The 21,345-nt window shown below is 63.1% G+C and carries 21 protein-coding genes and 1 other RNA gene; 11 read left to right on the forward strand and 11 right to left on the reverse strand.

Annotated features, from left to right (window positions below; all coding sequences use genetic code 11):
• Positions 1–389: 389 nt before the first annotated feature.
• The gene (locus LB533_RS13180) at positions 390–1,505 is read left to right on the forward strand and encodes a cystathionine gamma-lyase (protein WP_140639209.1); all 1,116 of its coding nucleotides are present in this window, start codon (positions 390–392) and stop codon (positions 1,503–1,505) included.
• A 166-nt stretch (positions 1,506–1,671) separates the two neighbouring features.
• Here LB533_RS13180 and rnpB read toward each other — a convergent pair.
• The 5 genes from rnpB to LB533_RS13205 all read right to left on the reverse strand — a co-directional run bounded on the left by rnpB (position 1,672) and on the right by LB533_RS13205 (position 4,928).
• Positions 1,672–2,081, reverse strand: an RNA gene (gene rnpB, locus LB533_RS13185) — RNase P RNA component class A.
• 65 nt (positions 2,082–2,146) lie between these two features.
• Entirely contained in the window at positions 2,147–2,881 is a 735-nt protein-coding gene (locus LB533_RS13190) for a lytic transglycosylase domain-containing protein (protein ID WP_224677312.1), read from the reverse strand.
• A gap of 211 nt (positions 2,882–3,092) precedes the next feature.
• On the reverse strand, positions 3,093–3,848 hold the full coding sequence (locus LB533_RS13195; protein ID WP_140639211.1) for an N-acetylmuramoyl-L-alanine amidase: 756 nt from the start codon (positions 3,846–3,848) through the stop codon (positions 3,093–3,095).
• A complete protein-coding gene (locus tag LB533_RS13200; protein ID WP_140639212.1) occupies positions 3,845–4,564 on the reverse strand; it encodes a J domain-containing protein in 720 nt (239 codons plus the stop codon). The genes LB533_RS13195 and LB533_RS13200 overlap by 4 nt, the downstream gene beginning before the upstream one ends.
• Before the next feature lie 154 nt (positions 4,565–4,718).
• On the reverse strand, positions 4,719–4,928 hold the full coding sequence (locus LB533_RS13205) for a hypothetical protein (protein ID WP_140495184.1): 210 nt from the start codon (positions 4,926–4,928) through the stop codon (positions 4,719–4,721).
• Between the two features lie 239 nt (positions 4,929–5,167).
• Between LB533_RS13205 and LB533_RS13210 the strand changes: the two genes are divergently transcribed.
• Positions 5,168–6,415, forward strand: coding sequence for a DUF3419 family protein (locus tag LB533_RS13210; protein ID WP_224677313.1), 1,248 nt, complete (start codon positions 5,168–5,170; stop codon positions 6,413–6,415).
• Positions 6,412–7,077, forward strand: coding sequence for a class I SAM-dependent methyltransferase (locus tag LB533_RS13215; RefSeq protein ID WP_140639213.1), 666 nt, complete (start codon positions 6,412–6,414; stop codon positions 7,075–7,077). Before LB533_RS13210 ends, LB533_RS13215 begins: the two co-directional genes overlap by 4 nt.
• Before the next feature lie 4 nt (positions 7,078–7,081).
• Here LB533_RS13215 and LB533_RS13220 read toward each other — a convergent pair whose 3' ends face one another.
• Positions 7,082–8,461, reverse strand: coding sequence for a serine hydrolase domain-containing protein (locus LB533_RS13220; protein ID WP_140639214.1), 1,380 nt, complete (start codon positions 8,459–8,461; stop codon positions 7,082–7,084).
• Positions 8,462–8,778: 317 nt separating this feature from the next.
• Here LB533_RS13220 and LB533_RS13225 point away from each other — a divergent pair, with 317 nt between their 5' ends.
• Both LB533_RS13225 and LB533_RS13230 read left to right on the forward strand, forming a co-directional pair.
• Positions 8,779–9,573, forward strand: a complete 795-nt coding sequence (locus LB533_RS13225; RefSeq protein ID WP_140639215.1) for a GH25 family lysozyme — start codon at positions 8,779–8,781, stop codon at positions 9,571–9,573.
• A gap of 245 nt (positions 9,574–9,818) precedes the next feature.
• Positions 9,819–10,997, forward strand: coding sequence for a lytic murein transglycosylase (locus LB533_RS13230; RefSeq protein WP_140639216.1), 1,179 nt, complete (start codon positions 9,819–9,821; stop codon positions 10,995–10,997).
• A gap of 103 nt (positions 10,998–11,100) precedes the next feature.
• Here the strand turns inward: LB533_RS13230 and LB533_RS13235 are convergent, their stop codons facing one another.
• Positions 11,101–12,006 carry a LysR family transcriptional regulator gene (locus LB533_RS13235; protein ID WP_140644182.1) on the reverse strand — a complete coding sequence of 302 codons (906 nt, stop codon included), beginning with the start codon at positions 12,004–12,006 and terminating at the stop codon, positions 11,101–11,103.
• Positions 12,007–12,134: 128 nt separating this feature from the next.
• On the opposite strand from LB533_RS13235, the gene LB533_RS13240 reads away from it, so the two are divergent.
• Complete coding sequence (locus LB533_RS13240) at positions 12,135–12,866, forward strand: SDR family oxidoreductase (protein WP_140644184.1); 732 nt, start codon at positions 12,135–12,137, stop codon at positions 12,864–12,866.
• On the opposite strand, the gene LB533_RS13245 is transcribed toward LB533_RS13240, so the two are convergent.
• Positions 12,863–14,083 (reverse strand): alanine racemase, encoded by a 1,221-nt coding sequence (locus tag LB533_RS13245; RefSeq protein WP_140644186.1) that lies wholly within the window; start codon positions 14,081–14,083, stop codon positions 12,863–12,865. The genes LB533_RS13240 and LB533_RS13245 overlap by 4 nt on opposite strands.
• 207 nt (positions 14,084–14,290) lie before the next feature.
• On the opposite strand from LB533_RS13245, the gene LB533_RS13250 reads away from it, so the two are divergent.
• Positions 14,291–15,220 carry a DMT family transporter gene (locus LB533_RS13250; protein WP_140644188.1) on the forward strand — a complete coding sequence of 310 codons (930 nt, stop codon included), beginning with the start codon at positions 14,291–14,293 and terminating at the stop codon, positions 15,218–15,220.
• A gap of 373 nt (positions 15,221–15,593) precedes the next feature.
• On the opposite strand, the gene metF is transcribed toward LB533_RS13250, so the two are convergent.
• Together metF and LB533_RS13260 are read right to left on the reverse strand one after the other, a co-directional pair.
• The gene (gene metF / locus LB533_RS13255; RefSeq protein WP_140644190.1) at positions 15,594–16,511 is read right to left on the reverse strand and encodes a methylenetetrahydrofolate reductase [NAD(P)H]; all 918 of its coding nucleotides are present in this window, start codon (positions 16,509–16,511) and stop codon (positions 15,594–15,596) included.
• Entirely contained in the window at positions 16,511–17,533 is a 1,023-nt protein-coding gene (locus tag LB533_RS13260; protein WP_140644192.1) for an ArsR/SmtB family transcription factor, read from the reverse strand. The genes metF and LB533_RS13260 overlap by 1 nt, the downstream gene beginning before the upstream one ends.
• A 179-nt stretch (positions 17,534–17,712) precedes the next feature.
• On the opposite strand from LB533_RS13260, the gene tsaA reads away from it, so the two are divergent.
• The 4 genes from tsaA to LB533_RS13280 all read left to right on the forward strand — a co-directional run bounded on the left by tsaA (position 17,713) and on the right by LB533_RS13280 (position 20,607).
• Complete coding sequence (gene tsaA, locus LB533_RS13265; protein ID WP_140644194.1) at positions 17,713–18,237, forward strand: tRNA (N6-threonylcarbamoyladenosine(37)-N6)-methyltransferase TrmO; 525 nt, start codon at positions 17,713–17,715, stop codon at positions 18,235–18,237.
• On the forward strand, positions 18,234–18,548 hold the full coding sequence (locus tag LB533_RS13270; protein WP_140644196.1) for a DUF2293 domain-containing protein: 315 nt from the start codon (positions 18,234–18,236) through the stop codon (positions 18,546–18,548). The genes tsaA and LB533_RS13270 overlap by 4 nt, the downstream gene beginning before the upstream one ends.
• 131 nt (positions 18,549–18,679) lie before the next feature.
• Positions 18,680–19,633, forward strand: coding sequence for an aminotransferase class IV (locus LB533_RS13275; RefSeq protein WP_140644198.1), 954 nt, complete (start codon positions 18,680–18,682; stop codon positions 19,631–19,633).
• 134 nt (positions 19,634–19,767) lie between these two features.
• A complete protein-coding gene (locus LB533_RS13280; RefSeq protein WP_140644200.1) occupies positions 19,768–20,607 on the forward strand; it encodes an SDR family oxidoreductase in 840 nt (279 codons plus the stop codon).
• Positions 20,608–20,652: 45 nt separating this feature from the next.
• On the opposite strand, the gene LB533_RS13285 is transcribed toward LB533_RS13280, so the two are convergent.
• Positions 20,653–21,279: an MOSC domain-containing protein gene (locus LB533_RS13285; protein WP_140644202.1), complete on the reverse strand. Its 627-nt coding sequence runs from the start codon at positions 21,277–21,279 to the stop codon at positions 20,653–20,655.
• Positions 21,280–21,345 lie beyond the last annotated feature (66 nt).

Consider the following 21,345-nt stretch of genomic DNA (forward strand, 5'->3'; position numbering starts at 1 on the left):
GCGCCGCCGCACCCCTCTTCGTCGTGTTACACGCGCCACCGCTACGCGTTCCCTGCCCTGAACCCGCCTCCATGACAGGGGCGAAAACCGGCAAACGCGCAGCCGCCGCGGCTGCCCGACTGGCGTACGCTTCACCCTGACGCGGAACGAAGGCTTTGGTATTGATATGGGATATCATGGGGTACTATGGGCGTCAACGGGAACAGGCTTCACAACATGCAGTCGCGACCGATAGAAGCGGCTTTGAAACACGTCTCGTCTTTATGGATCATTAAGCCTAACGAAGAGTTTAGAGCCGCTTGGCCCAACCGGACGCGCCTTGTCGCGAGCTGTTGCCGGGCATAGCGTCTCACCACACGTCCAGGGTCACCAAGAGGGTTGGAATGTCGATGTCTGAAACAGCACGGTCGCGCGCCGCGGCTCTTGCCCACCTCCGTCGCAACGCACTAGCCGTCGGCGATTCCATCCCGCTGCCACTCACCATGGCTGCCATCTTTCACGCGCCTGGCGACGCCACCGGTTTCAACCAGTATGGCCGTTTCAGCAATCCGACCTGGGATGCCGTAGAGCATATGCTGGCACATCTGGAAGACGCGCCCTGCGTCGCCTTTCCTTCCGGAATGGCAGCGATTTCGGCGGCATTTTTCGCTGCCCTCAAGACCGGCGACCGCATTCTTCTGCCTTCGGATGGCTATCACACGACAAGGGCACTGGCCGAACGCTTCCTGAAACCACTCGGCATCGCCTACGATGTAAGGCCAACCTCGACCTTCCTCGATGGCGGTTTCGAAGGCTATCGTCTGGCTTTCGTAGAGACGCCCGCTAATCCGGGGCTGGACATATGCGATATCGCGGCGGTGGCCGCAGCCGCACACAAAGCGGGCGCACTGCTCGTCGTCGATAATACGACCATGACGCCCTTCGGCCAGCGCCCGCTCGACCATGGCGCGGACATTGTCATCGCCGCGGACACCAAGGCGCCCAACGGCCACTCCGACGTGCTGTTCGGCCATGTCGCGAGCCGCAACGCCGACATCATCGCCGCGGTGACGGATTGGCGCGAAACGTCCGGCGGCATTCCAGGGCCATTCGAAGCGTGGCTTGTGCATCGCGGTCTCGAAACGCTCGATGTGCGCTTCGACCGCATGTGCTCCTCGGCGGAAGTGATCGCGCGGCGCCTGCAAGGTCACCCGGCGATCACGGGCCTGCGCTATCCCGGCCTGGAAGGCGATCCTTCGCACAACCTTGCCCGCGCCCAGATGGAACGCTTCGGCTTCCTTGTTTCCTTCGAACTCGCTTCGGAGCAGAAGGCCGAGGAATTCATCAACAACTGCGAACTGATGCAGGCCGCGACGTCCTTCGGCGGCGTCCACACCTCTGCCGAGCGGCGTTCGAAACGAGGCGATGCGGTATCGCCCGGCTTCGTTCGCCTTTCTGTAGGCTGTGAGCCGGTGGAAGAGCTCTGGAAGGCGATAGAGGCGTCGCTGGACAGGATCGGCGGCTGACCGGCTCGATCACGAGCCAATATGCTCAGCTTCGATATCGCGATGGCCGTGCAGCACACGAAGGATTTCGATCGCGTCCACGGGCGACCAGTCAAAGACCTGACTCGACAGGCGCGCCGGAGGGTGCAACCTGCTGATCTCAAAAAATTTCTCGTCGCGGAGAAAAACTGCCAGCTGGCCTGTAAGCCGGGTTCTGTATGGCCCTCGCCCCTTGCGGCGCGAGAACGTGGCGGCCATTCATCTTGGGCGCATATTGCCATGCGCCTCACGCAACCTACCCGGACGGTGAGCCGGAAACAGCCCTCGAGGGTTTCCCCTCGCACCGCCCCTATTCGGTCTTGCTCCCGGTGGGGTTTACCGTGCCGCTCCTGTTGCCAGTCGCGCGGTGGGCTCTTACTCCACCCTTTCACCCTTGCCCCGACCCGGCAAAGCCAAGTCGTGGCGGTTTGCTTTCTGTGGCACTTTCCCTGGGGTCGCCCCCGCCGGCCATTAGCCGGCACCGTGTCTCCATGGAGCCCGGACTTTCCTCACCCGCAGCCTTTCGGCTTTTGCTGGTGCGGCCGCCCGGCCAGCTGGCCAGGCGTATAAAGGGGTTCACGCCACAAAACGCAACCAAAAAAGCCGGTGACGACCGGTTCTTGTCACGCCGGTGACCCGACAGCCGCCAGTTCCACCTTGACCTTGCTGCAATAGGCGGCCGAAACCGGGTTCATCCGGGTGGCGCCGTGGCCGGCATTGTATTTCAGGATCGTGCCGCACGTCGTGCCGCCGCCGAGATCCCGCGCCATGGCAAGATACTTCATGCCGTATTTGATGTTGGTGTCCGGATTGAAGAGCCCATTGGCCGAGCCGCTATAGCCCATCATCCGCGCCGTCGACGGCTTGATCTGCATCAGCCCGATCTCGCCGGCGCCGCCGACCATGTTCGGCCGGTAGTTGCTCTCGATCTTGATGACTGCGTGAGCGAGCGAGACCGGCACGCCGTAGCTCGCGGCATAGCGCGCCACGATGGCCGAATACTGGCCGCCACTGGCCGCCGCCGCCGTCGAGGCCGCTGCCGCCTTTGGCCCGATCGATGCCGTCGTCGTCTTATCGACGACCTTGCGGCTGCGCGTCGCCTTGCGTTTCGTGCTCGCCTTCTTCGCCTTGGTCCAGCTCGCCTTCTCCACTTTCGCGGAAGGCTGCTTCGCCTCATTAGACTGCTTCGCCGTCTTAACATCCTTGCTGCTTTTGGCCGAAATGGCCTTGCCCTTGGCAGTCGCTGCGACGAGCCCCTGATCGGCCCGTGGGCTCAATGGCGCGGCGCTGGCCGCGCCGAAGGCAAAAGTCATTACGCCGGCAGCAAGAGCTGCCGTTACAACGGTCAATTTCTGCATGTGATCCTGTTCTGTCTGAACCGCGTGAAGATCTCCGCGCGGCATTGCTTGATCAAAATCGGAACATCCGGGGGGATAGACGTCCGACAAACTGTACGGATCGCCCTTTGGGGCCCGAATTGCGCGCAAAGAAGGCGGGGCAAGTCACTTTAGGTGACAGTTTGTAACTTAAGGTCGGAAAAGCATTACTTGGAAGGCATCCTGATCCGGGTCAATTCCCGTGCGAAGCGAGCAGCCGTTGAAGCGTGCGCATCGTCGATCCGTCCGCCACTCCATCGATCCGGCGTGGCCGGAAATGGCGCTGGAAAGCCTGGACCACGACCCGCGTCTGCTGGTCGAAAACACCCGATATTTCGACCCCATAGCCGTAAAGAGCCAGCATCGATTGCAGCGCCTCGACATCGGCGCCGGCGTCGCCGGTCTTCAGCACGGCGCCGCGCCTGACCGGCGCCGCCGCCACCAAGTGGCCGACGCCGGCCTCGAACAGGGCCCGCCAGGGAAACTTCTCGCCAGGGTCGATCTTGCGCCCCGGCGCCACGTCGGAGTGCGCCAGCACCCGCTGGGGGGCAATCGCATGCCGGCTGGCTATTCCGGCACACAAGCCGATCACCGCATCGATCTGTCGCTTGGGAAAACCGGGATAACCCAATGAATGCCCCGGGTTGACGATCTCGATGCCGACGGAACAGGAGTTGATGTCGGTGCGTCCGAACCACGAACTCTTCCCAGCGTGCCAGGCGCGGTCGCTTTCCCGGACCATCTGCACGATATGTCCATTCTCGTGCACCAGATAATGCGATGAGACCTCGCTGGCAGGATCGCATAGCCACGCCTCGGCCCCGGCGCCTGTGGGCATGCCGGTATAGTGCAGCACGATCATGTCGGGCTTCAGCGTCTCGCGCCGTGGCCCGAAATTCGGCGATACCCTGACCTCGGCGCTCGGCTCGTCGGGCAGGAAGCCGCTCATGCGTGCCGCAGGCCCCGCTCGATCATCTCATAAGCGGTGTTGATCGCCGCGAGCCTCGTCGTCGCGATCTTGATGAATTCCTGCGGCAGGCCACGCGCGATCAGCCGGTCCGGATGATTGTCGGAAACAAGCTTCCGGTAGCGTTTCCTGACCTCCTCGAACGGCTTGCCGCGCTCGATGCCGAGCACGACATAGGGGTCGGCCGCTCCAAGATCGACGTGCCTGGCAAGGATCGCCTCGTAGTGCACCTCGTCTATGCGGAAGATTTCGGCGATGCGATGCAGGAACTGGCCTTCACGCTCATGGATCAGCCCGTCGGCCTTGGCGATGTGGAACAGGCCGTCGAGTATATCCTCCAGCATCATGCAGTTCGAATGGCCGGAGCCGCAAAGCTGCGCCATGCGCTCGGCATAGGTCTCGAACCCGGCGACATCACGTTTGGCCAAGTCGTAGAGCCGCGCCACGTTGCGCGTCTCCTTCGGCGGCACCTCGAATATTTCCTGGAAGGCGCGTATCTCGTCCTGGGTGACGACCCCGTCGGCCTTGGCCATCTTGGCCGAGAGCGCGATCATCGCCACCGAGAAGGCAACGCGGCGGCGCAGATCCGCATCGCCGGAAAAAACCGTCCGCACGGCCTCGACCACGTCGGCGACGCCCGACGAGGCTGAAGACGAAATCCGCGTGATGAAGTCGCCAAGACGGTCCCAAATCGACATGGCCGCTTCTTAGAGCCAACCGGTCCCCGCTATCAAGCCAATAACGGCCGGCATCAGGCCTCCGACGAAAATCGATCTCGTGTGGGAACCGCTACCCGCCTGGGAGAAGGGCCGGCAAGACGCCGGCCCTCACCAGAACACAGGTACTAATGGACTACTGCGCGGGCGCAGGAGCGGGCGTTGCCGGAGCCGGCTCGGCAGGCTTGGTCGAATTATCCGCGGGCGCCGCGGGTTTCATCGGCTGCTCGGCCGGCGGATTGGTGCTCTGGGTGGTGGTGTTATCCGTCCCCGTGCCGCTGTCGCTGCATGCAGCGACGCCGAGCAGCGCAAGGGCGGACACCGACGCAAGAATGAGTTTTTTCATGATATCTCTCCTTCAACACACGCTCACGTTGCAGTGAACGGTCGAGAAGGAAATGCATCACTCAGCCATGGGTTTCGTAACGATGCGTTTCCGCATGTAACATCGCTCGCATCCTCCTCTTGCGGAACGCCTGCCCAGGGGTGAAACAGCTTTGCGCTCCCTGTGCAGGTTGCTGTCATCGACCTGTCATCGCTGGGCGTTACCCGCTTGCAGCAAAGCAAATGGGGAATCACCTTGCCATGACGGACGTTTCTGCAGATCTGATCTTTCGCCGCGGCAAGGAAGTTGGAAAAGCGGTCTACCAGAACCGTCCCCTGTCGAAGGCCGGAATTTCCGAACGGCTGTTCGCCTTCCTGTTTTCAGGCCTGGTCTATCCGCAGATCTGGGAAGATCCCGATGTCGACATGGACGCAATGCAGCTTGGCGAAGGCCACCGTGTCGTCACCATTGCCTCCGGCGGTTGCAACATACTGGCCTATCTCACCCGGTCGCCGGCCAGGATCGACGCCGTCGATCTCAATGCCGCTCACATAGCCTTGAACCGCATGAAGCTGGAGGCCGTGCGCCACCTGCCATCGCAGGGCGACCTGTTCCGCTTCTTCGGTGCCGCCGGCAACAACCGCAATTCTCAGGCTTACGACCGCTTCATCGCGCCGCACCTCGACCCGGTCAGCCGCCACTATTGGGAGCGCCGCAACTGGCGCGGCATCAGGCGCATCGCCGTCTTCGACCGCAATTTCTACCAGACCGGCCTGCTTGGCCTGTTCATCGCCATGGGCCACCGCACGGCGAAATTCTTCGGCGTCGACCCTGCCGGCATGATGGAAGCCAGGAACATCGGCGAGCAGCGCCGCTTCTTCAACGAGGAGCTGGGGCCGGTGTTTGACAAGAAACTCTTGAAATGGGCGACCTCCCGCAAGGCCTCGTTGTTCGGCCTCGGCATCCCGCCGGCGCAATATGACTCTCTCATCACGTCCGGCGACGGTACCATGGCCAGTGTGCTGAAAGCCCGGCTGGAAAAGCTCGCCTGCGATTTTCCATTGAAAAACAACTATTTCGCATGGCAAGCCTTTGCCAGGCGCTACCCCGAACCCGGCGAAGCCGCCCTGCCTGCCTATCTTGAAAGGCAGAACTACGAGGCCATCCGCGGCAATGTCGACCGCGTCGCCATTCATCATGCCAATCTGATCGAATTTCTGGCAGGCAAGGACGCGGGTTCCGTCGACCGTTTCATCCTGCTCGACGCGCAGGACTGGATGACCGACGACCAGCTCAATGCGCTGTGGTCGGAAATCACCCGCACCGCCTCCGCCGGCGCGCGCGTCATCTTCCGCACTGCGGCCGAGCCAAGTCTGCTGCCGGGCCGTGTCTCCGCGTCCCTGCTCGACCAGTGGAGTTACGAGAGCGATGCGTCGCGCGAATTCTCGGCCCGCGACCGCTCGGCAATCTATGGCGGCTTTCATCTCTACGTGAAGCGCGCCTCATGAGCACGACCGAACTGCCGGCCAATCACGCCGAACTGATGGATGGTGTCTACCGCTGGCAGCGTCACATCTACGACCTGACCCGCAAATACTATCTGCTCGGCCGCGACCGGCTGATATCAGGGCTGGACGTTCCGCCGGGCGGCACGGTGCTGGAGCTCGGCTGCGGCACCGGGCGAAACATCATCCTCGCTGCCCGCAGCTTTCCCGGCGCGCGCTTCTATGGCCTCGACATTTCGGCAGAGATGCTGGAGACCGCCGGCACCGCGATTGCCCGCGAAGGCCTGTCCGATCGCGTCATGCTGGCAAGGGGCGATGCCACGGAGTTCGACGCAAAGGCGCTGTTCGGCCGCGACAGCTTCGACCGTGTCTTCGTGTCCTATTCATTGTCGATGATCCCCGGTTGGGAAAAGACGGTCTCGGCCGCGCTGGCAACGCTCGCTCCGGGCGGTTCCCTGCACATCGTCGACTTCGGCCAGCAGGAAGGCCTGCCGGACTGGTTTCGGACCCTGCTTCGCGGCTGGCTCAGAAACTTCCACGTCGCGCCCCGTGAAATGTTGCGCGAGGTACTGGAATCGGAAACGCGAAAAATTGGCGCAAGCTTCCGTTTCCGCACACTTTATCGTGGCTACGCCTGGCTGGCGGTGGTCCGGCCGAGCAGCTGACCGGCTAGCGCAGCGCCTTGACCAATGCCCCGACCATCGTCTGCGGGCGATAGCCGAGCTTGGCCGGCGTCAGGCCGAGCCGCACCACCACCAATTGTTCGGACGGGATGATGGCGACGGTCTGCCCGTCGTGCCCCTCCATCCAGTAGGTGTCCTTAGGCAGGCCGGCGGCGACGCCGGCACCGGGATTTTCCTCGTCGCCCGGCGCTTCGATCCACAATTGCCCCTTGCTGTAGACTTTCGACGCCGACGCCGGTTCCCGCATCCAGTCGACGAAACCGGCCGGCAATATCTGGTTGCCGTTCCAGACCCCGCCCTGCAGCAGGAACTGGCCGAAGCGGGCCCAGTCATGGGCGGTGGCGTAGAGATAGGATGAGCCGACGAACGTGCCCTGCTCGTCGGTCTCGAGCACGGCGCTGTGCATGCCCAGCGGCTCGAACAGCGCGGTGCGCGGCCACGTCAACGCCTTGGCCCTGTCGCCGACCGCATCCTGCCAGAGCCGCGACAGCATCACAGCCGTGCCGCTCGAATAGGAAAACTTCTTGCCCACTTCGGCAGCCAACGGCTTTGATTCGGCAAAACCTGCCATGTCGGGCTCAAGATAGAGCATGCGCGTGACGTCGGCGACGTCGCCATAGTCCTCGTTGAACTCCAGCCCGCTCGACATTGCCATCATGTCGGCAAGGCTGATTGCGGCGCGGCCATCCGCCTTCCAAGGCGCGAAAAGGCCCTGGTTGGTCATCGCCATCTTGCCGTCCTTGACCAGCGTGCCGACTAGGGCGGCATTGACCGTCTTGGTCATCGACCAGCCGAGCAACGGCGTCCGGGCGGAAAAGCCGTCGCCATAGCGTTCCACCACGACGCGGCCGTTCTTGACCACCACCACGGCGCGCATGCCGGCGCCGACCATAGCGACGTCGTCGACGATTTTCGCCACATCGGGATTCTGCGAGGCTTCGACCCGCTCGCCCTCCGGCCATAACGCATCCTGTTTAGGCGCCGAGGGCTCGGTACGGATCGCGATCCGCCGTGCCTTGCCGACATCGCCATCCGGAACCGAGGCGCAGCCCAGCCCGTCGCGGGAAACCGCGATGCTCTTGCCGAGGAAGCCAAGCAGGCCGGCGGAGACTGTGCCCCGGTTCTTATCGACCGAGACCCGCATCAGCTTGAGCAAGGGATGACCGGGCGCCTGCACGTCAATGGCAAGCACCTCGTTGGCGTCGCGCGCGGCGATGAAAACGTTGGAGCAGACGATCTTTGCCGAATAGCCCGAACCGACCCGGATCAATTCGGGCGGCGCGAAATAGAGCCACGCAAACAGCGCCGCGACCGACAGCACCATCAGGCCGAGCAACCATTTGACGATCCTGGCAACGATCCGCATCTTTCCCGCCCCTCGATTCCAGCCTTGATCCATGTCATCGATTTGCCGCCATTGCTTCCGCAAAATCATGGCTGTTGTCGAGCGCCGTCAACCAGATATCAACCATGATCGGCGATCACAGGTACATGTCGCCCAAAAACGCGCAGCGGTTTCGGAATCACGACGCGGAGAGAAATATTTGAAAGGCGCCGAAAATGGCGCGCTTTGAAGATACCGGACGATGCTGTGGGGCGATCGTCCGGCGGGGGCCAGACCAAGCGCCGGCCATCAGTACACAGGCCCATCAGCGACCGGCTGCAACCGGCTCGGGAGTTGTGATGCGCCGTCTCGCGGCCCTTTCCATGCTGACGCTGCTCGGCGCCTGCTCGACCGTGGAGGATCTGTCGCCGCTGTCGCCGTCCAGCAGTGCGACGGTTGCGGTGCGCGCGCCCCGCTTCGGCGATTCCAAGCCGCATGAATGGGACAGCGGCGCGCCGTGGAGCTATGCCGTTCACGGCACCGACGTCTCCAAATACCAGACCTCGGTCGACTGGCCGATAGCCAAGGCCAGCGGCATCTCCTTCGCCTTCATCAAGGCGACGGAGGGCGGCGACCGTTTCGACGAGTATTTCAACGAGCATTGGGCCCGCACCAAGGCCGCCGGGATTCCTCGTGCCGCCTATCATTTCTTCTATTTCTGCACGCCGGCGGCGGTACAGGCGCGCTGGTTCATCCGGAATGTTCCCGTCGACCGCTCGGCCATGCCGCCGGTGCTGGACATGGAATGGAACCCGAAATCGCCGACCTGCAGGCTGCGCCCCGACCCGGCCACTGTGCGCGCGGAGATGACCACCTTCCTCGAAATCGTCGAGCGGCATTACGGCAAGAAGCCGATCATCTACACGTCGGTGGACTTCTTCGAAGACAACGAGCTGTCGACCTTCCGCGGTTATCCCTACTGGCTACGCTCCGTCGCCGGCCACCCGCGTCAGAAATATGGCAGCCATCCCTTCACCTTCTGGCAGTATACGGGAACCGGCATCGTTCCCGGCATGACCGGCAAGTCCGATATAAACGTCTTCAACGGCAGCCAAGCCGCCTGGGACAAATGGTTGAGGCAGAACACACATTGACACCGTGTCAACGGCAGCCAAGCCGCCCGGAGAAGGAGCTTGGGCAGAACACACGCTGACACCGTGTCAACGGCAGCCAGGCCGCCTGGGAAAAGGGCTGCGGCAGAACACCCGTTGACACCGGGCCTGCCGCCTGCTTTTCGACACGGCCGGCGGCCAAGAGTGCAACCGCCGGTATTCCGGGGCGACGCGCATTCAGATGGACAGCCAGACCGCCCGGAATCCTGAATGTCGAAAGGAAGTCTATGCGACTGCGTCCTCAAGCCCTCGCGGTGCTGTTCCTGTGCGCCACGGCCTTGCCGGCAATGGCGCAGGAATGTGGCGGCGACTTCGAAACCTGGAAGCAGGGCGTGGCTGCGGAAGCCAAGGCGGCGGGTGTCGGCCCTGTCGGCCTCGAAGCGCTCGAGGATGCCAGCTTCGACGAGAGGGCCCTGGCGCGCGACCGTACGCAGGGCGTCTTCACCCAGACCTTCATCGAGTTCTCCAACCGGATGATCTCGGCCTACCGGCTGAAGCAGGGCGCGGCGAACATGAAGAAATATGCCGATATCTTCGCCCGCGCCGACCAGCAGTTCGGCGTCCAGGCGCCGGTCATCACCGCCTTCTGGGCGCTGGAGACCGATTTCGGCGCCGTGCAGGGCGATTTCCATACGCTCAGCGCGCTGGTGACGCTTTCCCATGATTGCCGCCGCCCGCAGCTGTTCCGGCAGCAGCTGGTGCCACTGCTGGAATTGATCGACCGTGGCGTGCTGCCGGCCGACGTCAACGGCGCCTGGGCTGGCGAGATCGGCCAGACGCAAATCCTGCCTTCCGACTATCTCGCTCGTGGCGTCGACGGCGACGGCGACGGCAAGATCGACCTGCGGGGCAGCGTGCCGGACGTGATCATGACCACGGCCAACAAGGTGCTGTCGCGCGGCTGGAAGCGCGACGAGCCCTGGATCCAGGAAGTGCGCGTGCCCGACGAGATGCCTTGGGACCAGACCGGCCGCACCAACAAATTGCCGCTGACGCAGTGGGCGCAGTGGGGCGTCACCAATCCCGACGGCTCGCCGCTGGTCGACAAGGGCCTGAAGGCCGGGCTGGCGTTGCCCATGGGCCGCAAGGGGCCGGCCTTCCTCACCTACGACAATTTCGACGTCTATCTCGAATGGAACCAGTCCTTCACCTACGCGCTGACCGCGGCAAATCTTGCCGCGCGGCTAGCCGGCGCGCCACCGATCGACCCGCGCAATCCCGAGCCAGGCCTAAACAACGGACAGATGAAGGCATTGCAGACCAAGCTGGAAGCCAAGGGCTACGATGTTGGCACGGTCGACGGGATCCTGGGCACCAACACCCGCGAAGCGATCCGCAAGGAGCAGACGCGGCTGGGGCTGCCCGTGGACGGCTGGCCGACGCCGGAGCTGTTGGGAAAACTGTAAAAATAGCGTGTAGTCAGTAGTCAGTAGTGAAGATCCCAGGAGCGGCACTACTCACTACTCACTACTCACTACTCACTACTCACTACTCACTACTCACTACTCACTACTCACTACTACCCCTCCTCTCCCGCACAAAATCAATGAACGCTCGCAATGCCGGCGGGACGTGCCGCGTGCTCGGGTGGTACAGGTAGAAACCCGGAAAGCTGGGCGACCAGGCTTCCAGAAAACGAATGAGCTGGCCGTTTTCGATCCAGGGGCGGACCTGATAGTCCATCATGTAGGCGATGCCCGCTCCGCCCAGCGCGGCGTCGAGCAGCAGGTCAGTGTCGTTGACCGTCAGATTGCCCTCAACGGCGATTTCCAGGGTCCGTTTTCCCCGCGAGAACTCCCATCGGTAGATGTTGCCGCCGCTGGGCCATTGGAAGTTGATGCAGCGGTGCTGGTGTAAATCCTGCGGATGACGTGGTGTGCTGCGCCCGGCGAGATAGGCCGGAGCGGCCACAGCAGCCATCTGCAGGTCCCCGCTCAGCTTTACCGCAACCATGTCCTTCTTCAGCCGTTCGCCGAGGCGGATTCCGGCGTCGAAGCGTCCCTCGACAATATCGGCCAGCATGTCGTCGACGATGACGGTCAGGCTGATATTGGGATAAGCGTGCTGAAAACCACCCAGAATAGGCGCAACGAACCGCATCGCGGCCACCCGCGGTACATTGATGCGAAGCGATCCCGCCGGCCGGTCTCGCGACGCATGGATATCCGCGACGGCGTCCTCCAGTTCACTGAACGCCATGCCGACCCGTCCGAACAGCGCCTCGCCGGCCGCCGTCGGCGACACGCTGCGCGTCGTCCGGTTCAGCAGGCGAACGCCGAGGCGAGCTTCCAGTTGCCGGATCGTCTGGCTGAGGGCCGAGGGTGAAATCCTGAGCCTGGCAGAAGCACGGATGAAACTGCCCTCCTCCACGATCGCCGCAAAGGCCTTGAGCTCGGTGAATTCAGACCCTCTCATTATGCATCTCTGGCTTAACAAGCTAATCAGATAATAGGCCATTATCTGATCAATTGCATACCGCTATTTCTCAATTACTGGCCCCGTCGCACAACCGGCGCGGCAGTGCGTAATTGAAGGAACTGATCATGTCTCATGCGCTTCAGGGTAAAACCGCAATCGTCACCGGCAGTTCGCGCGGTATCGGCCGTGCCATTGCCGAAGAGCTCGCCGCCAATGGCGCCGCCGTCGCTGTCAACTATGTCGGCAACAACAAGGCTGCGGACGAGGTGGTGGCAGGCATCACGAGCAAGGGCGGAAAGGCGGTCTCCATTCAGGCGGATATATCCAGCGTGTCGGACGTTCGCCGCCTGTTCGACGATGCGGAGAGCCGGTTGGGCGCGATCGACATCGTCGTCGCCAATGTCGGCGTCGCCGTCATCAAACCGCTGGTCGAGGCCAGCGAAGCCGATTTCGACCTCGTCTTCGGCACCAACGCCAAAGGCACTTTCTTCACGCTCCAGGAAGCGGCACGCCGGGTGCGCGACGGCGGCCGCATCATCGCGGTTTCCACTGGTGGAACCAAAATGTTCTTTACGCAGACTGCGCTTTATCTCGGCAGCAAGGGCGCCGTCGAACAGTTCGTGCGCGTACTGTCGCGCGAACTCGGGCCACGCGGCGTCACCGTCAACGCGCTGTCGCCCGGCTTTACCGACACCGATCTGCTGCCCGAGCGTGACCGCGCCGTTGCTGCCGGCATGTCGCCCTTCGGCAGGATCGGTGCGCCGCGCGACGTCGCCGACGTCGCCGTCTTCCTGGCCAGCAATGAGGGCCGCTGGCTGACCGGCGAGAACATCCAGGCCGGCGGTGGCGTGGCTTAATCCGCCATCGTCTCCAAGCTCGCAAACCCTACCGGCGCATCGCCCTCGTCGAAGGACGTCGCCACCTCGACGAAAGTGTCGGGATAAAAGCCGTTGAAGCGAGTTCTCAGCGACAGCGAATAGGCACCGATATGGCCGATCTCGATCCAATCGCCGGTGTCGACCGTCTCCGGCAGCCAGAACGGCCGCGACAATATGTCGACGGAATCGCAGGTCGCGCCGCAGACCTTGAACGGCACGATGGTCTTCTCATCGCCATTGCGCGTGCGGATCGCGGGATCGGGAATGAAGCGCGCCGGCAGCGTGATCTTGCCGGTCCAGGAATCCGACAGCGACGCCCAGATGCCGTCATTGATGTAAAGCCGCTTGCCCTTGCGCAAAAGCACCCGCACGATCAACGACAGGCAGCGCGCCACGATCACCCGGCCGGGCTCGGCCACCAGCGGCATCTGGTCGAACTGGTATTCCTTGAGGTCTCCAGAAAGCCGCGACATGATCTGGCCGAGCGACGGCATCGCGACCTGCTTGCGATTGGGATCATGCCCGTATTCGGCCGGAAAACCGCCGCCGACATCGAGACCGGCCAGGTCGAAGGTCAGCCGGTTGCGCACCCAGTCGGCCGAGGCCAATGCCCTTTCGTAGGTGTCGGGGTCTTCGATCTGGCTGCCGACATGGAAACACAGCCCGACCTTGTAGCCGGTGCGGTTCAGCCGCTCGGCCAGTTCGACCGCATAGGCCGGCCCGGCGCCGAACTTCTTCGACAGCTCGTAGGCCGCATGGCCCTTGGTCTGCACCCGCACGAACACGCTGACCGCGCCCGGGTCGATGTCGAGCGCCCTGACCACCCGCGTCAGCTTGGTGATCTCGTCCTCGTGGTCGAGCGCAATGACGCGGATGTCGTATTTCTCCAACGCCAGCTTGATGTCCGACTGCGCCTTGACAGGATGCATGTAGAGCATCTCGGCATCGGCCGAGACCGCGCGCACGGCGGCGAACTCGCCGGGCGATGCCACGTCGAAAGCGGATACGCCGGCCTCGACCAGCGTCTTCAGCACGATCTGCTCGCCATTGGTCTTGACCGCATAGGCCGTCTTGCCGGGGAACATGCCCATGAACTGCAAGGCATCGGCCTTCAGCACCTGCGGGCGGAAGCAGTAGACCGGATCGTCCGGGCGAAGCGCCAGTGCCGCCTCGCGGGCATTCTCGAATCGCTGCATGGACGAATCCTTGACCTAGCCTGCGCACAATTAATCCAAGCTAGCGGCCAATGAAAACAATTCTGTGTCTCGTGCGCCTGACGGCAGGGCGCTAGGCTTTGTCAGGGGAGACAGGCCATCGGGCAGGTTTCGGGTGGTTCTTGCCTGCGAACCCGATAACGCTTCTGTTGGCTGCCTGCATTCGGCCGTCTGGGGAGGACGCATCACATGGCAATAGCCGCGACATCAGCACCCCGCGGACCGATGGCGCTCAAGGACTGGTCGCAGCTTCTGCTGCTCGGCGCGATCTGGGGCGGCTCCTTTTTCTTCGCCCGCATTGCCGTGGCGGAGCTTCACCCGCCGGTGCTGGTGCTGTTTCGCGTCGCCATCGCGGCACTCGCTTTGCAGCTCTATCTCTTCCTGCGCGGCCCGTCCTTCCGCCTTGCCCTTCCTCATGCAGGACTGTTCTTCCTGCTGGCCTTCACCAACAACGTCGTGCCTTTTTCGCTGATCTTCGCCGGCCAGACTGAGCTTGGCGCCGGCGTCGCCTCGGTGCTCAATGCGACCACGCCATTCTGGACGCTGATCCTCGCCAACGCCCTGACATCGGACGAGAAGCTCTCCTGGAACAAGCTGGCCGGGATTGCGCTTGGCGTCGCCGGCACGGCTGTGATGATCGGCCCCGGCCTGGTTGCCGGCCTCGGCGGCCCCGTCTGGGCCAAATTCGCGCTGATCGGAGCATCGTTGTCCTACGGCGTCGCCCTGATGGTCGCCCGCCGCTTCAAGGGCGTGCCCTCGCCGGTCATTGCCACCGGGCAGCTGACCGCCTCGACCGTCATCATGATCCCGGTCGTGCTGCTTGCGCACGGTCCCGCCGGCCTGCTCTCGGCCTCGGCGCCGGTCTGGGCGGCGGTGCTGGCGCTGGCGCTGCTGTCCACCGCCTTCGCCTATATCCTCTATTTCAACCTCGTCGCCTCGGCCGGCGCCACCAACGCCTCCCTGGTGACGCTGATCGTGCCGGTGAGTGCCATGCTGCTCGGTTTCCTGTTCCTCGGCGAGCGGCTGGAACTGTTCGAAATTGGTGGCATGATGCTGATCGGTCTCGGCCTGGTGACCATAGACGGGCGCCTGTTCATCCGCAGGGTAGCGCTGCCATGACATGCCAACGACACGAAGCCGCCATAATTTATTCACAGGTTCGTATCTGGTTTTTGCCTAGAAGTTTCAACGCCTAACGGCGAAAACGAGGTCGCAAACTCCACAATCGCGTCGCAATGCAGCACATTTTCCGCTTGCCTGTGGCACAAATGACCCTAGACTCCGGGCATAGCTCTTTTAAGAGGAGGCTATGTCATGGGACTTACGAGGCCAATCAACGCATTGATGATCTGTGCTGCGTTTGCATTCATCGGCGCCCTCATTATAGGCGTTCTTCCCTGAACCCGCCAAAAACCGGGAAGACCAGCACCCAATAATCAACCAGTTTGAAAGGCCGGGTTTTTACCCGGCCTTTCTGCATCTCAAGCCCGGTTCAGGCGGCTGCGGAGCCAGCCACTTCCGCCTCATGCGAGCGGATGCCGATCATGTGGCAGACGGCAAAGACGAGGTCGGCCCGGTTCATCGTATAGAAGTGGAAATCGCCCACGCCGCGCTCGACCAGGTCCAGCACCTGCTCGGCCGCCACGGCCGACGCCACCAGCGCATGCGTCTGCGGGTCGTTCTGCAGGCCGTCGAAACGTTCGGCCAGCCATGCCGGCACCAGCGCGCCGCAACGTGCCGAGAAATTGGCGACCTGGGTGAAATTGTGCACCGGCAGGATGCCCGGCACGATCGGAATGTAGATGCCGGCTCGACGCGCGCGCTCGACATAGCGCTCGTAGAGATCGTTGTCGAAGAAGAACTGGGTGATCGCCCGCGTCGCGCCATTGTCGACCTTGCGCTTCAGCATGTCGATGTCGGTGGCGAAGTCGGGGCTTTCCGGATGCTTTTCCGGATAGGCCGAGACCGAGATGTCAAAATCGCCCGCGCTCTTCAGCGCATCGACCAGCTCGGCGCCATTGGCATAGCCGTCCGGGTGCGGACGATAGGCGGTGCCGACGCCCGCGGCCGGATCACCGCGCAGGGCGACGAACCGCTTCACGCCCATATCGGCGAATTCCTGGATCACCGCGTCGACCTGGGGGCGTGGAGCGTCGACGCAGGTCATATGTGCTGCCGGCGTCAGGCTGGTCTCCTTCAGGATGCGGCCTACCGTGCGTGCCGTGCGCTCCCGAGTCGAACCGCCGGCACCGTAGGTCACCGAGACGAATTTCGGCTGCAGCGGTTCGAGTCGGGTGACCGTGTCCCACAGCCTCGCCTCCATCTCGTCCGACTTTGGCGGGAAGAATTCGAAGGAAACCCTGACCTTGTCGCCAATGTCGGGGCGGCGGGAAAAGCGGAACTGGTTCATCAGGCGATTTCCCCTATCGAATTCACTTTGGTCTGCTGGCTGTCATTGGCAGGATCGGCGATCAGCAGGCGCCGGTCGCGGCCAAGCCAGAGCTTGACCGTGAGCCTGGCCTCGGTGCCGCCGCGCGGCTCGAATTCCTGGGCATCTTCGAGATCGAGGCCCGCTTCGGAGAACCACTCGCCGATCTGCCGGTCGGAAAAGCCGAGGCGCATATGCGCGTGCTCGTCGCGCAGGAATTCCAGGGTGTGCGGCGCGAAATCGACGATCACCAGCCGTCCGGAAGGGCGCAGCAGCCGCGCCGCCTCGCGGATGGCGCGCGCAGGATCATCGAGATAGTGCAGCACCTGATGGATGGTGACGAGATCGAAGGCGTCGCGCTCGACCGGCGGCGAGAAGATGTCGCCCTGCCGCACCTGAGCATTGGAGACGCCGGCCTTGTCCAGATTGGCGCGCGCGACGGTCAGCATCTCGCGAGACATGTCGATGCCGATGCCGCGCCGGTAGAGCGGCGAGAATATCTCCAAGAGACGTCCGGTGCCGGTGCCGAGATCGAGCATCGACTGGAACGGCCGCTTGCCGACGAGTTTCATGAGTGCGGCCTCGACCGCACGGTCCGGCACGTGCAGGGAGCGGATGTGATCCCAGCTTGCCGCGTTCTGCGAAAAATACTCCGCCGCGCGGTCCTGCCGCTTGCGCTTGACCGAGGCCAGCCGCTCGAGATCACGCTCGACCTGCGGATCGGCGCCGCGAATGCCGGCGACCAGCCGCAGCACGAAATCGCGCGCGGAATCCGTGTCAGACAGCCGGAAGAAGGCCCACGACCCCTCCTGGTAACGGCCGATCAGCCCGGCCTCGAGGAGCAGCTTCAGGTGGCGTGACACCCGCGGCTGCGACTGGCCGAGAATCTCGGTAAGATCGGACACGGTGAGATCACCGCGCGACAGCAGCGCCAGTATACGCAGGCGGCTCGATTCGGCCGCCGCCTTCAATGTGTCCACCATAGTGTCGAGCGCGACATGCATCAGCGTATTCTCTTTGAAAAAGATATAAACATATGTTTATGTCGATTTTTCGAACCATGCAAGCGCTATGTCGCTGTAGGACAAGAAAATGCCGCATGCGTGATTTCGCGATGCATGTTGCCTAAAAGCGTGTAGCGGTTCGGGGAAGAAGACATGCGCCAACAAAAAGATGGGATAAAATGACCGGGCAGCATGAGATGTTCGAGGTTAGAGAAGGCGAGCAGAGGCTGGAGATCGATCCGGCACTGATGCCGGCTGACGGCCATGTCGTGTTCATCGGCCGCGTCACCTCACCGTGGACGACGCGCGAAACTTGTCCCAAGAACATGCGCGCGGCGCGAGAGACCGGACAGCCGGCCGTGCTGACTATCGAGCCGCTTTACCGCGCCGGCCTGCACGGGCTGGAGCGTGCCAGCCACGTCGTCATCCTGTCATGGCTGCATCACGCGCCGCGGTCTCTGATCGTGCAGAAACCGCGCCATGCGGCTGAAGCAAAAGGCGTATTCGGGCTGCGCTCCCCGGCCCGACCGAACCCGGTCGGCTTGCATGTGGCGAAACTTGTCGCGCTCGACGTCGCCACCGGGCACATCGACATCGACGCCATCGATGTGCTCGACGGCACGCCCGTCATCGACATCAAACCGTATTTCGCCTCGACCGACGCCATACCGGAGGCAACCATCAAAGGGCGCGACGAACGATGAAGGCGCCGACCGGACGTCGCCGCGCCCTCGCCAAGGCGCTGACCGCGCTTCTGCCGCTGGCGCCCTATGCCGACATGGAGAAGATTCGAGCCGATGCCGGCTCCGTTCACATGAAGACCTTGCCGCCGACCATCGCCGTATGGCTGGCGACGATTGCCCACATCCGCCACGCCCACACCGACTACGAAAAGCTACTCGCCGAAGGCTATGACCGCGACTCGGCGCGTTTCTTCGTCATCGAGCAGACCAATGTGGTGCTCACCCGCTGGCGCGCCACCCGCCTGCTCGACGCCGACGACGAGGATGATTGAAGCTGTTGCCCAGCCGGCACGGCGATCGCGTTGCATGACTGGCCAGATTTATCTCGAGGACGAACGACGCCGGATGACTGGCTCTATGCCCTCTGCCTGACACCGATAGCCTGTGATGCAAGGAGGTGCCGATGAGCCAGACCGCACAGGATACACCGCCACCTGTGGTGAGCGACCGTCACGTCGACCCGCATCGCTATCCCGACGGCATCGCTTTCCTCGACGGTCAGTACCTGCCGATGTCGCAGGCCAAGGTCTCGGTGCTGGACTGGGGGTTCCTGCATTCCGACGCCACTTACGACACGGTGCATGTCTGGAACGGCCGCTTCTTCCGGCTTGATCTGCATCTCGACCGCTTCTTCGGCGGGCTGGAGAAATTGCGCATGACGATCCCATTCGATCGTGACGGCGTGACCGGGATCCTGCACAATTGCGCGGCGCTGTCCGGTCATCGCGCCGCCTATGTCGAAATGCTGTGCACGCGCGGTGCCTCCCCGACCTTCAGCCGCGATCCGCGCCAGGCGGTCAACCGCTTCATGGCCTTCGCCGTACCCTTCGGCTCGGTCGCCAATGCCGAGCAGTTGCAGCGCGGCCTGCATGTGGCCATCAGCGACAAGGTGCGCATTCCGCCCGCCTCCATCGATCCGGCGATCAAGAACTACCACTGGCTCGATCTGGTGCGCGGCCTCTACGATGCCTATGACCGCGGCGCCGAGACCGCACTGATCCTCGACTTCAACGGCAACATCGCCGAGGGTCCGGGCTTCAATGTCTTCTGCGTCAAGGATGGCAGACTGTCGACACCGGCCGTCGGAGTGCTGCCGGGCATCACCCGCCGCACCGTCTTCGATCTCTGTATGCAAGAAGGCCTCTTCGCCACCCCCACCGACGTCAGCGTCGCAGCGTTGCGCGAGGCCGACGAGGTCTTCATCACCTCGACAGCCGGCGGCATCATGCCGGTTACGATGATCGACGGCATCCCGGTCGCGGACGGCAGGCCCGGCGCGATCACCAGTCGACTGATGGCGCTCTACTGGGACAAACATGAAGATCCGGCCTGGTCGAGCGCTGTACGCTACCCCTGACCGGCCGCGAGGTCTGTCCAAATAATTCCGCCACCACCTCTGGAAAGTCGCGGAACGCACCGTATATGGCACAAAGCGGAGAAGCCTCCGTTTACCCCTGAAAAATCACAGCCCCTTCGGGCAAGGACTTCATCATGACAAACAAGGTTTGGTTCATCACCGGATCGTCGAAAGGCTTTGGCCGCGTCTGGGCCGAGGCCGCATTGGCACGCGGCGACCGCGTCGCCGCGACCGCCCGTGACACAGGCACGCTCGCCGATCTCGTCGCCAAATATGGCGACAACATCGCCGCGATAAAGCTCGATGTCAGCGACAAGAAAGCCGTCGATGCCGCTGTGGCCGAGGCGCACAAGCGCTTTGGCCGGCTCGACGTCGTCATCAACAATGCCGGCTACGGCCATTTCGGCGCCATCGAGGAAGTCAGCGAGCAGGAAGCCCGCGACCAGATCGAGACCAATGTGTTCGGCGCACTGTGGGTCACCCAGGCCGCCTTGCCGATCATGCGCGCGCAGCGCTCCGGCCACATCATCCAGATCTCGTCGATCGGCGGCGTCAATGCTTTTGCCTCGCTCGGCCTCTACCATGCCTCGAAATGGGCGCTGGAAGCCTTCAGCCAATCGCTGAGCCTGGAAGTCGCCGAGTTCGGCATCCACGTCACGCTGGTCGAGCCCGGCGGCTTCTCCACCGACTGGGCCGGTCCGTCGGCAAAAGTCTCGAAGGAGATCGAGGCCTATGCACCCGCCCGCGCCGCCATGGAGGAACGCCGCAGCCGCGCCGTGGCCGGCGATCCCGAGGCGACGGGTCCGGCGATGCTGGCCATTGTCGACGCGGCCGAGCCGCCTCTCAGAGTGTTCTTCGGCGACGGCGGGCTGCCGATGATCAAACAGGAATACGCCAACCGCATCGCCACCTGGGAAAAGTGGGACCATGTCTCCGTCATGGCGCAAGGCGCCAACAAGAACCGCAAGGCGTAGTCCGGACCACTCAGCCACGCCGTTTCGAGCGGCGTGGCTGTTTCATCAGGCGCGATAAATCCACTGCTCGGGCACCCGCACGGAGATTTCCTCGCCGGACCTGACGATGCCGGGCTTCTCAACCCAGGCGACAAGGCCCCGCAGCCGCTTGGCGACTTTCGGGAAAAGCAGCGCGGTGGCGTCACGGTTCGCCGCCCGGACATGCTCGGCGATCGAGTGTCCGGCGACGCGGCATGGCTTGTTCTGGGCATCGATCTTGACCGTCACGCCGCCCTTGAAGAATAGCAGCGAGCCGGATGGCAGCATCGAAAGATGCGGTATCCCTTCGATCAGCACATTGGCCCCGATCCACTCGGGCTTGATCTCATTGAGGCCCATGCGTTCGGCGACCAGCGCGAGTTCGTCCGCCGCCACCAGCGACAATTGCCTCTCGTTGCGCATCTCGGTGCCGCGCTGATACCAGGGTTCGCGCCCGCCGGAGCGTCGCGTTATCCCGGCATGAAAATCGCCCGCTATGCCGTCGAAGCCCAGTTGCAATTCCTCGACCGCCTTGGTTTCGAAATGGTCGAACGGAGCGGCATAGAGCGCCGCCGCCCTTGCTGCCAACTTGCGGCCCGGCACGATGTCGACCGTCAGGTCCGCCGGAAAAAGCTCGAGGTTGGTTTCCTGCATCAGTCTCGTCTAGAGGCCCTCCGCAATGCGGTCCAGTCGAAAGCGCTGATGATCCGATCACGCCGT

Origin of the sequence: Mesorhizobium sp. BR1-1-13, assembly GCF_020165515.1 — a bacterium.
GTDB lineage: Bacteria > Pseudomonadota > Alphaproteobacteria > Rhizobiales > Rhizobiaceae > Mesorhizobium.

Bases quoted from the DNA above. Each gene is read 5' to 3' on its own strand.
- LB533_RS13190 (WP_224677312.1), bottom strand. From the start codon at position 2,881: ATGCAGAAATTGACCGTTGTAACGGCAGCTCTTGCTGCCGGCGTAATG.
- LB533_RS13230 (WP_140639216.1), top strand. From the start codon at position 9,819: ATGCGACTGCGTCCTCAAGCCCTCGCGGTGCTGTTCCTGTGCGCCACG.
- LB533_RS13285 (WP_140644202.1), bottom strand. From the start codon at position 21,279: ATGCAGGAAACCAACCTCGAGCTTTTTCCGGCGGACCTGACGGTCGAC.
- LB533_RS13225 (WP_140639215.1), top strand. From the start codon at position 8,779: ATGCGCCGTCTCGCGGCCCTTTCCATGCTGACGCTGCTCGGCGCCTGC.
- LB533_RS13210 (WP_224677313.1), top strand. From the start codon at position 5,168: ATGACGGACGTTTCTGCAGATCTGATCTTTCGCCGCGGCAAGGAAGTT.
- LB533_RS13280 (WP_140644200.1), top strand. From the start codon at position 19,768: ATGACAAACAAGGTTTGGTTCATCACCGGATCGTCGAAAGGCTTTGGC.
- LB533_RS13205 (WP_140495184.1), bottom strand. From the start codon at position 4,928: ATGAAAAAACTCATTCTTGCGTCGGTGTCCGCCCTTGCGCTGCTCGGC.
- LB533_RS13235 (WP_140644182.1), bottom strand. From the start codon at position 12,006: ATGAGAGGGTCTGAATTCACCGAGCTCAAGGCCTTTGCGGCGATCGTG.
- metF (WP_140644190.1), bottom strand. From the start codon at position 16,511: ATGAACCAGTTCCGCTTTTCCCGCCGCCCCGACATTGGCGACAAGGTC.
- LB533_RS13195 (WP_140639211.1), bottom strand. From the start codon at position 3,848: ATGAGCGGCTTCCTGCCCGACGAGCCGAGCGCCGAGGTCAGGGTATCG.
- LB533_RS13275 (WP_140644198.1), top strand. From the start codon at position 18,680: ATGAGCCAGACCGCACAGGATACACCGCCACCTGTGGTGAGCGACCGT.
- LB533_RS13180 (WP_140639209.1), top strand. From the start codon at position 390: ATGTCTGAAACAGCACGGTCGCGCGCCGCGGCTCTTGCCCACCTCCGT.
- LB533_RS13200 (WP_140639212.1), bottom strand. From the start codon at position 4,564: ATGTCGATTTGGGACCGTCTTGGCGACTTCATCACGCGGATTTCGTCT.
- LB533_RS13260 (WP_140644192.1), bottom strand. From the start codon at position 17,533: ATGCATGTCGCGCTCGACACTATGGTGGACACATTGAAGGCGGCGGCC.
- LB533_RS13250 (WP_140644188.1), top strand. From the start codon at position 14,291: ATGGCAATAGCCGCGACATCAGCACCCCGCGGACCGATGGCGCTCAAG.
- tsaA (WP_140644194.1), top strand. From the start codon at position 17,713: ATGACCGGGCAGCATGAGATGTTCGAGGTTAGAGAAGGCGAGCAGAGG.
- LB533_RS13270 (WP_140644196.1), top strand. From the start codon at position 18,234: ATGAAGGCGCCGACCGGACGTCGCCGCGCCCTCGCCAAGGCGCTGACC.
- LB533_RS13220 (WP_140639214.1), bottom strand. From the start codon at position 8,461: ATGCGGATCGTTGCCAGGATCGTCAAATGGTTGCTCGGCCTGATGGTG.
- LB533_RS13245 (WP_140644186.1), bottom strand. From the start codon at position 14,083: ATGCAGCGATTCGAGAATGCCCGCGAGGCGGCACTGGCGCTTCGCCCG.
- LB533_RS13215 (WP_140639213.1), top strand. From the start codon at position 6,412: ATGAGCACGACCGAACTGCCGGCCAATCACGCCGAACTGATGGATGGT.
- LB533_RS13240 (WP_140644184.1), top strand. From the start codon at position 12,135: ATGTCTCATGCGCTTCAGGGTAAAACCGCAATCGTCACCGGCAGTTCG.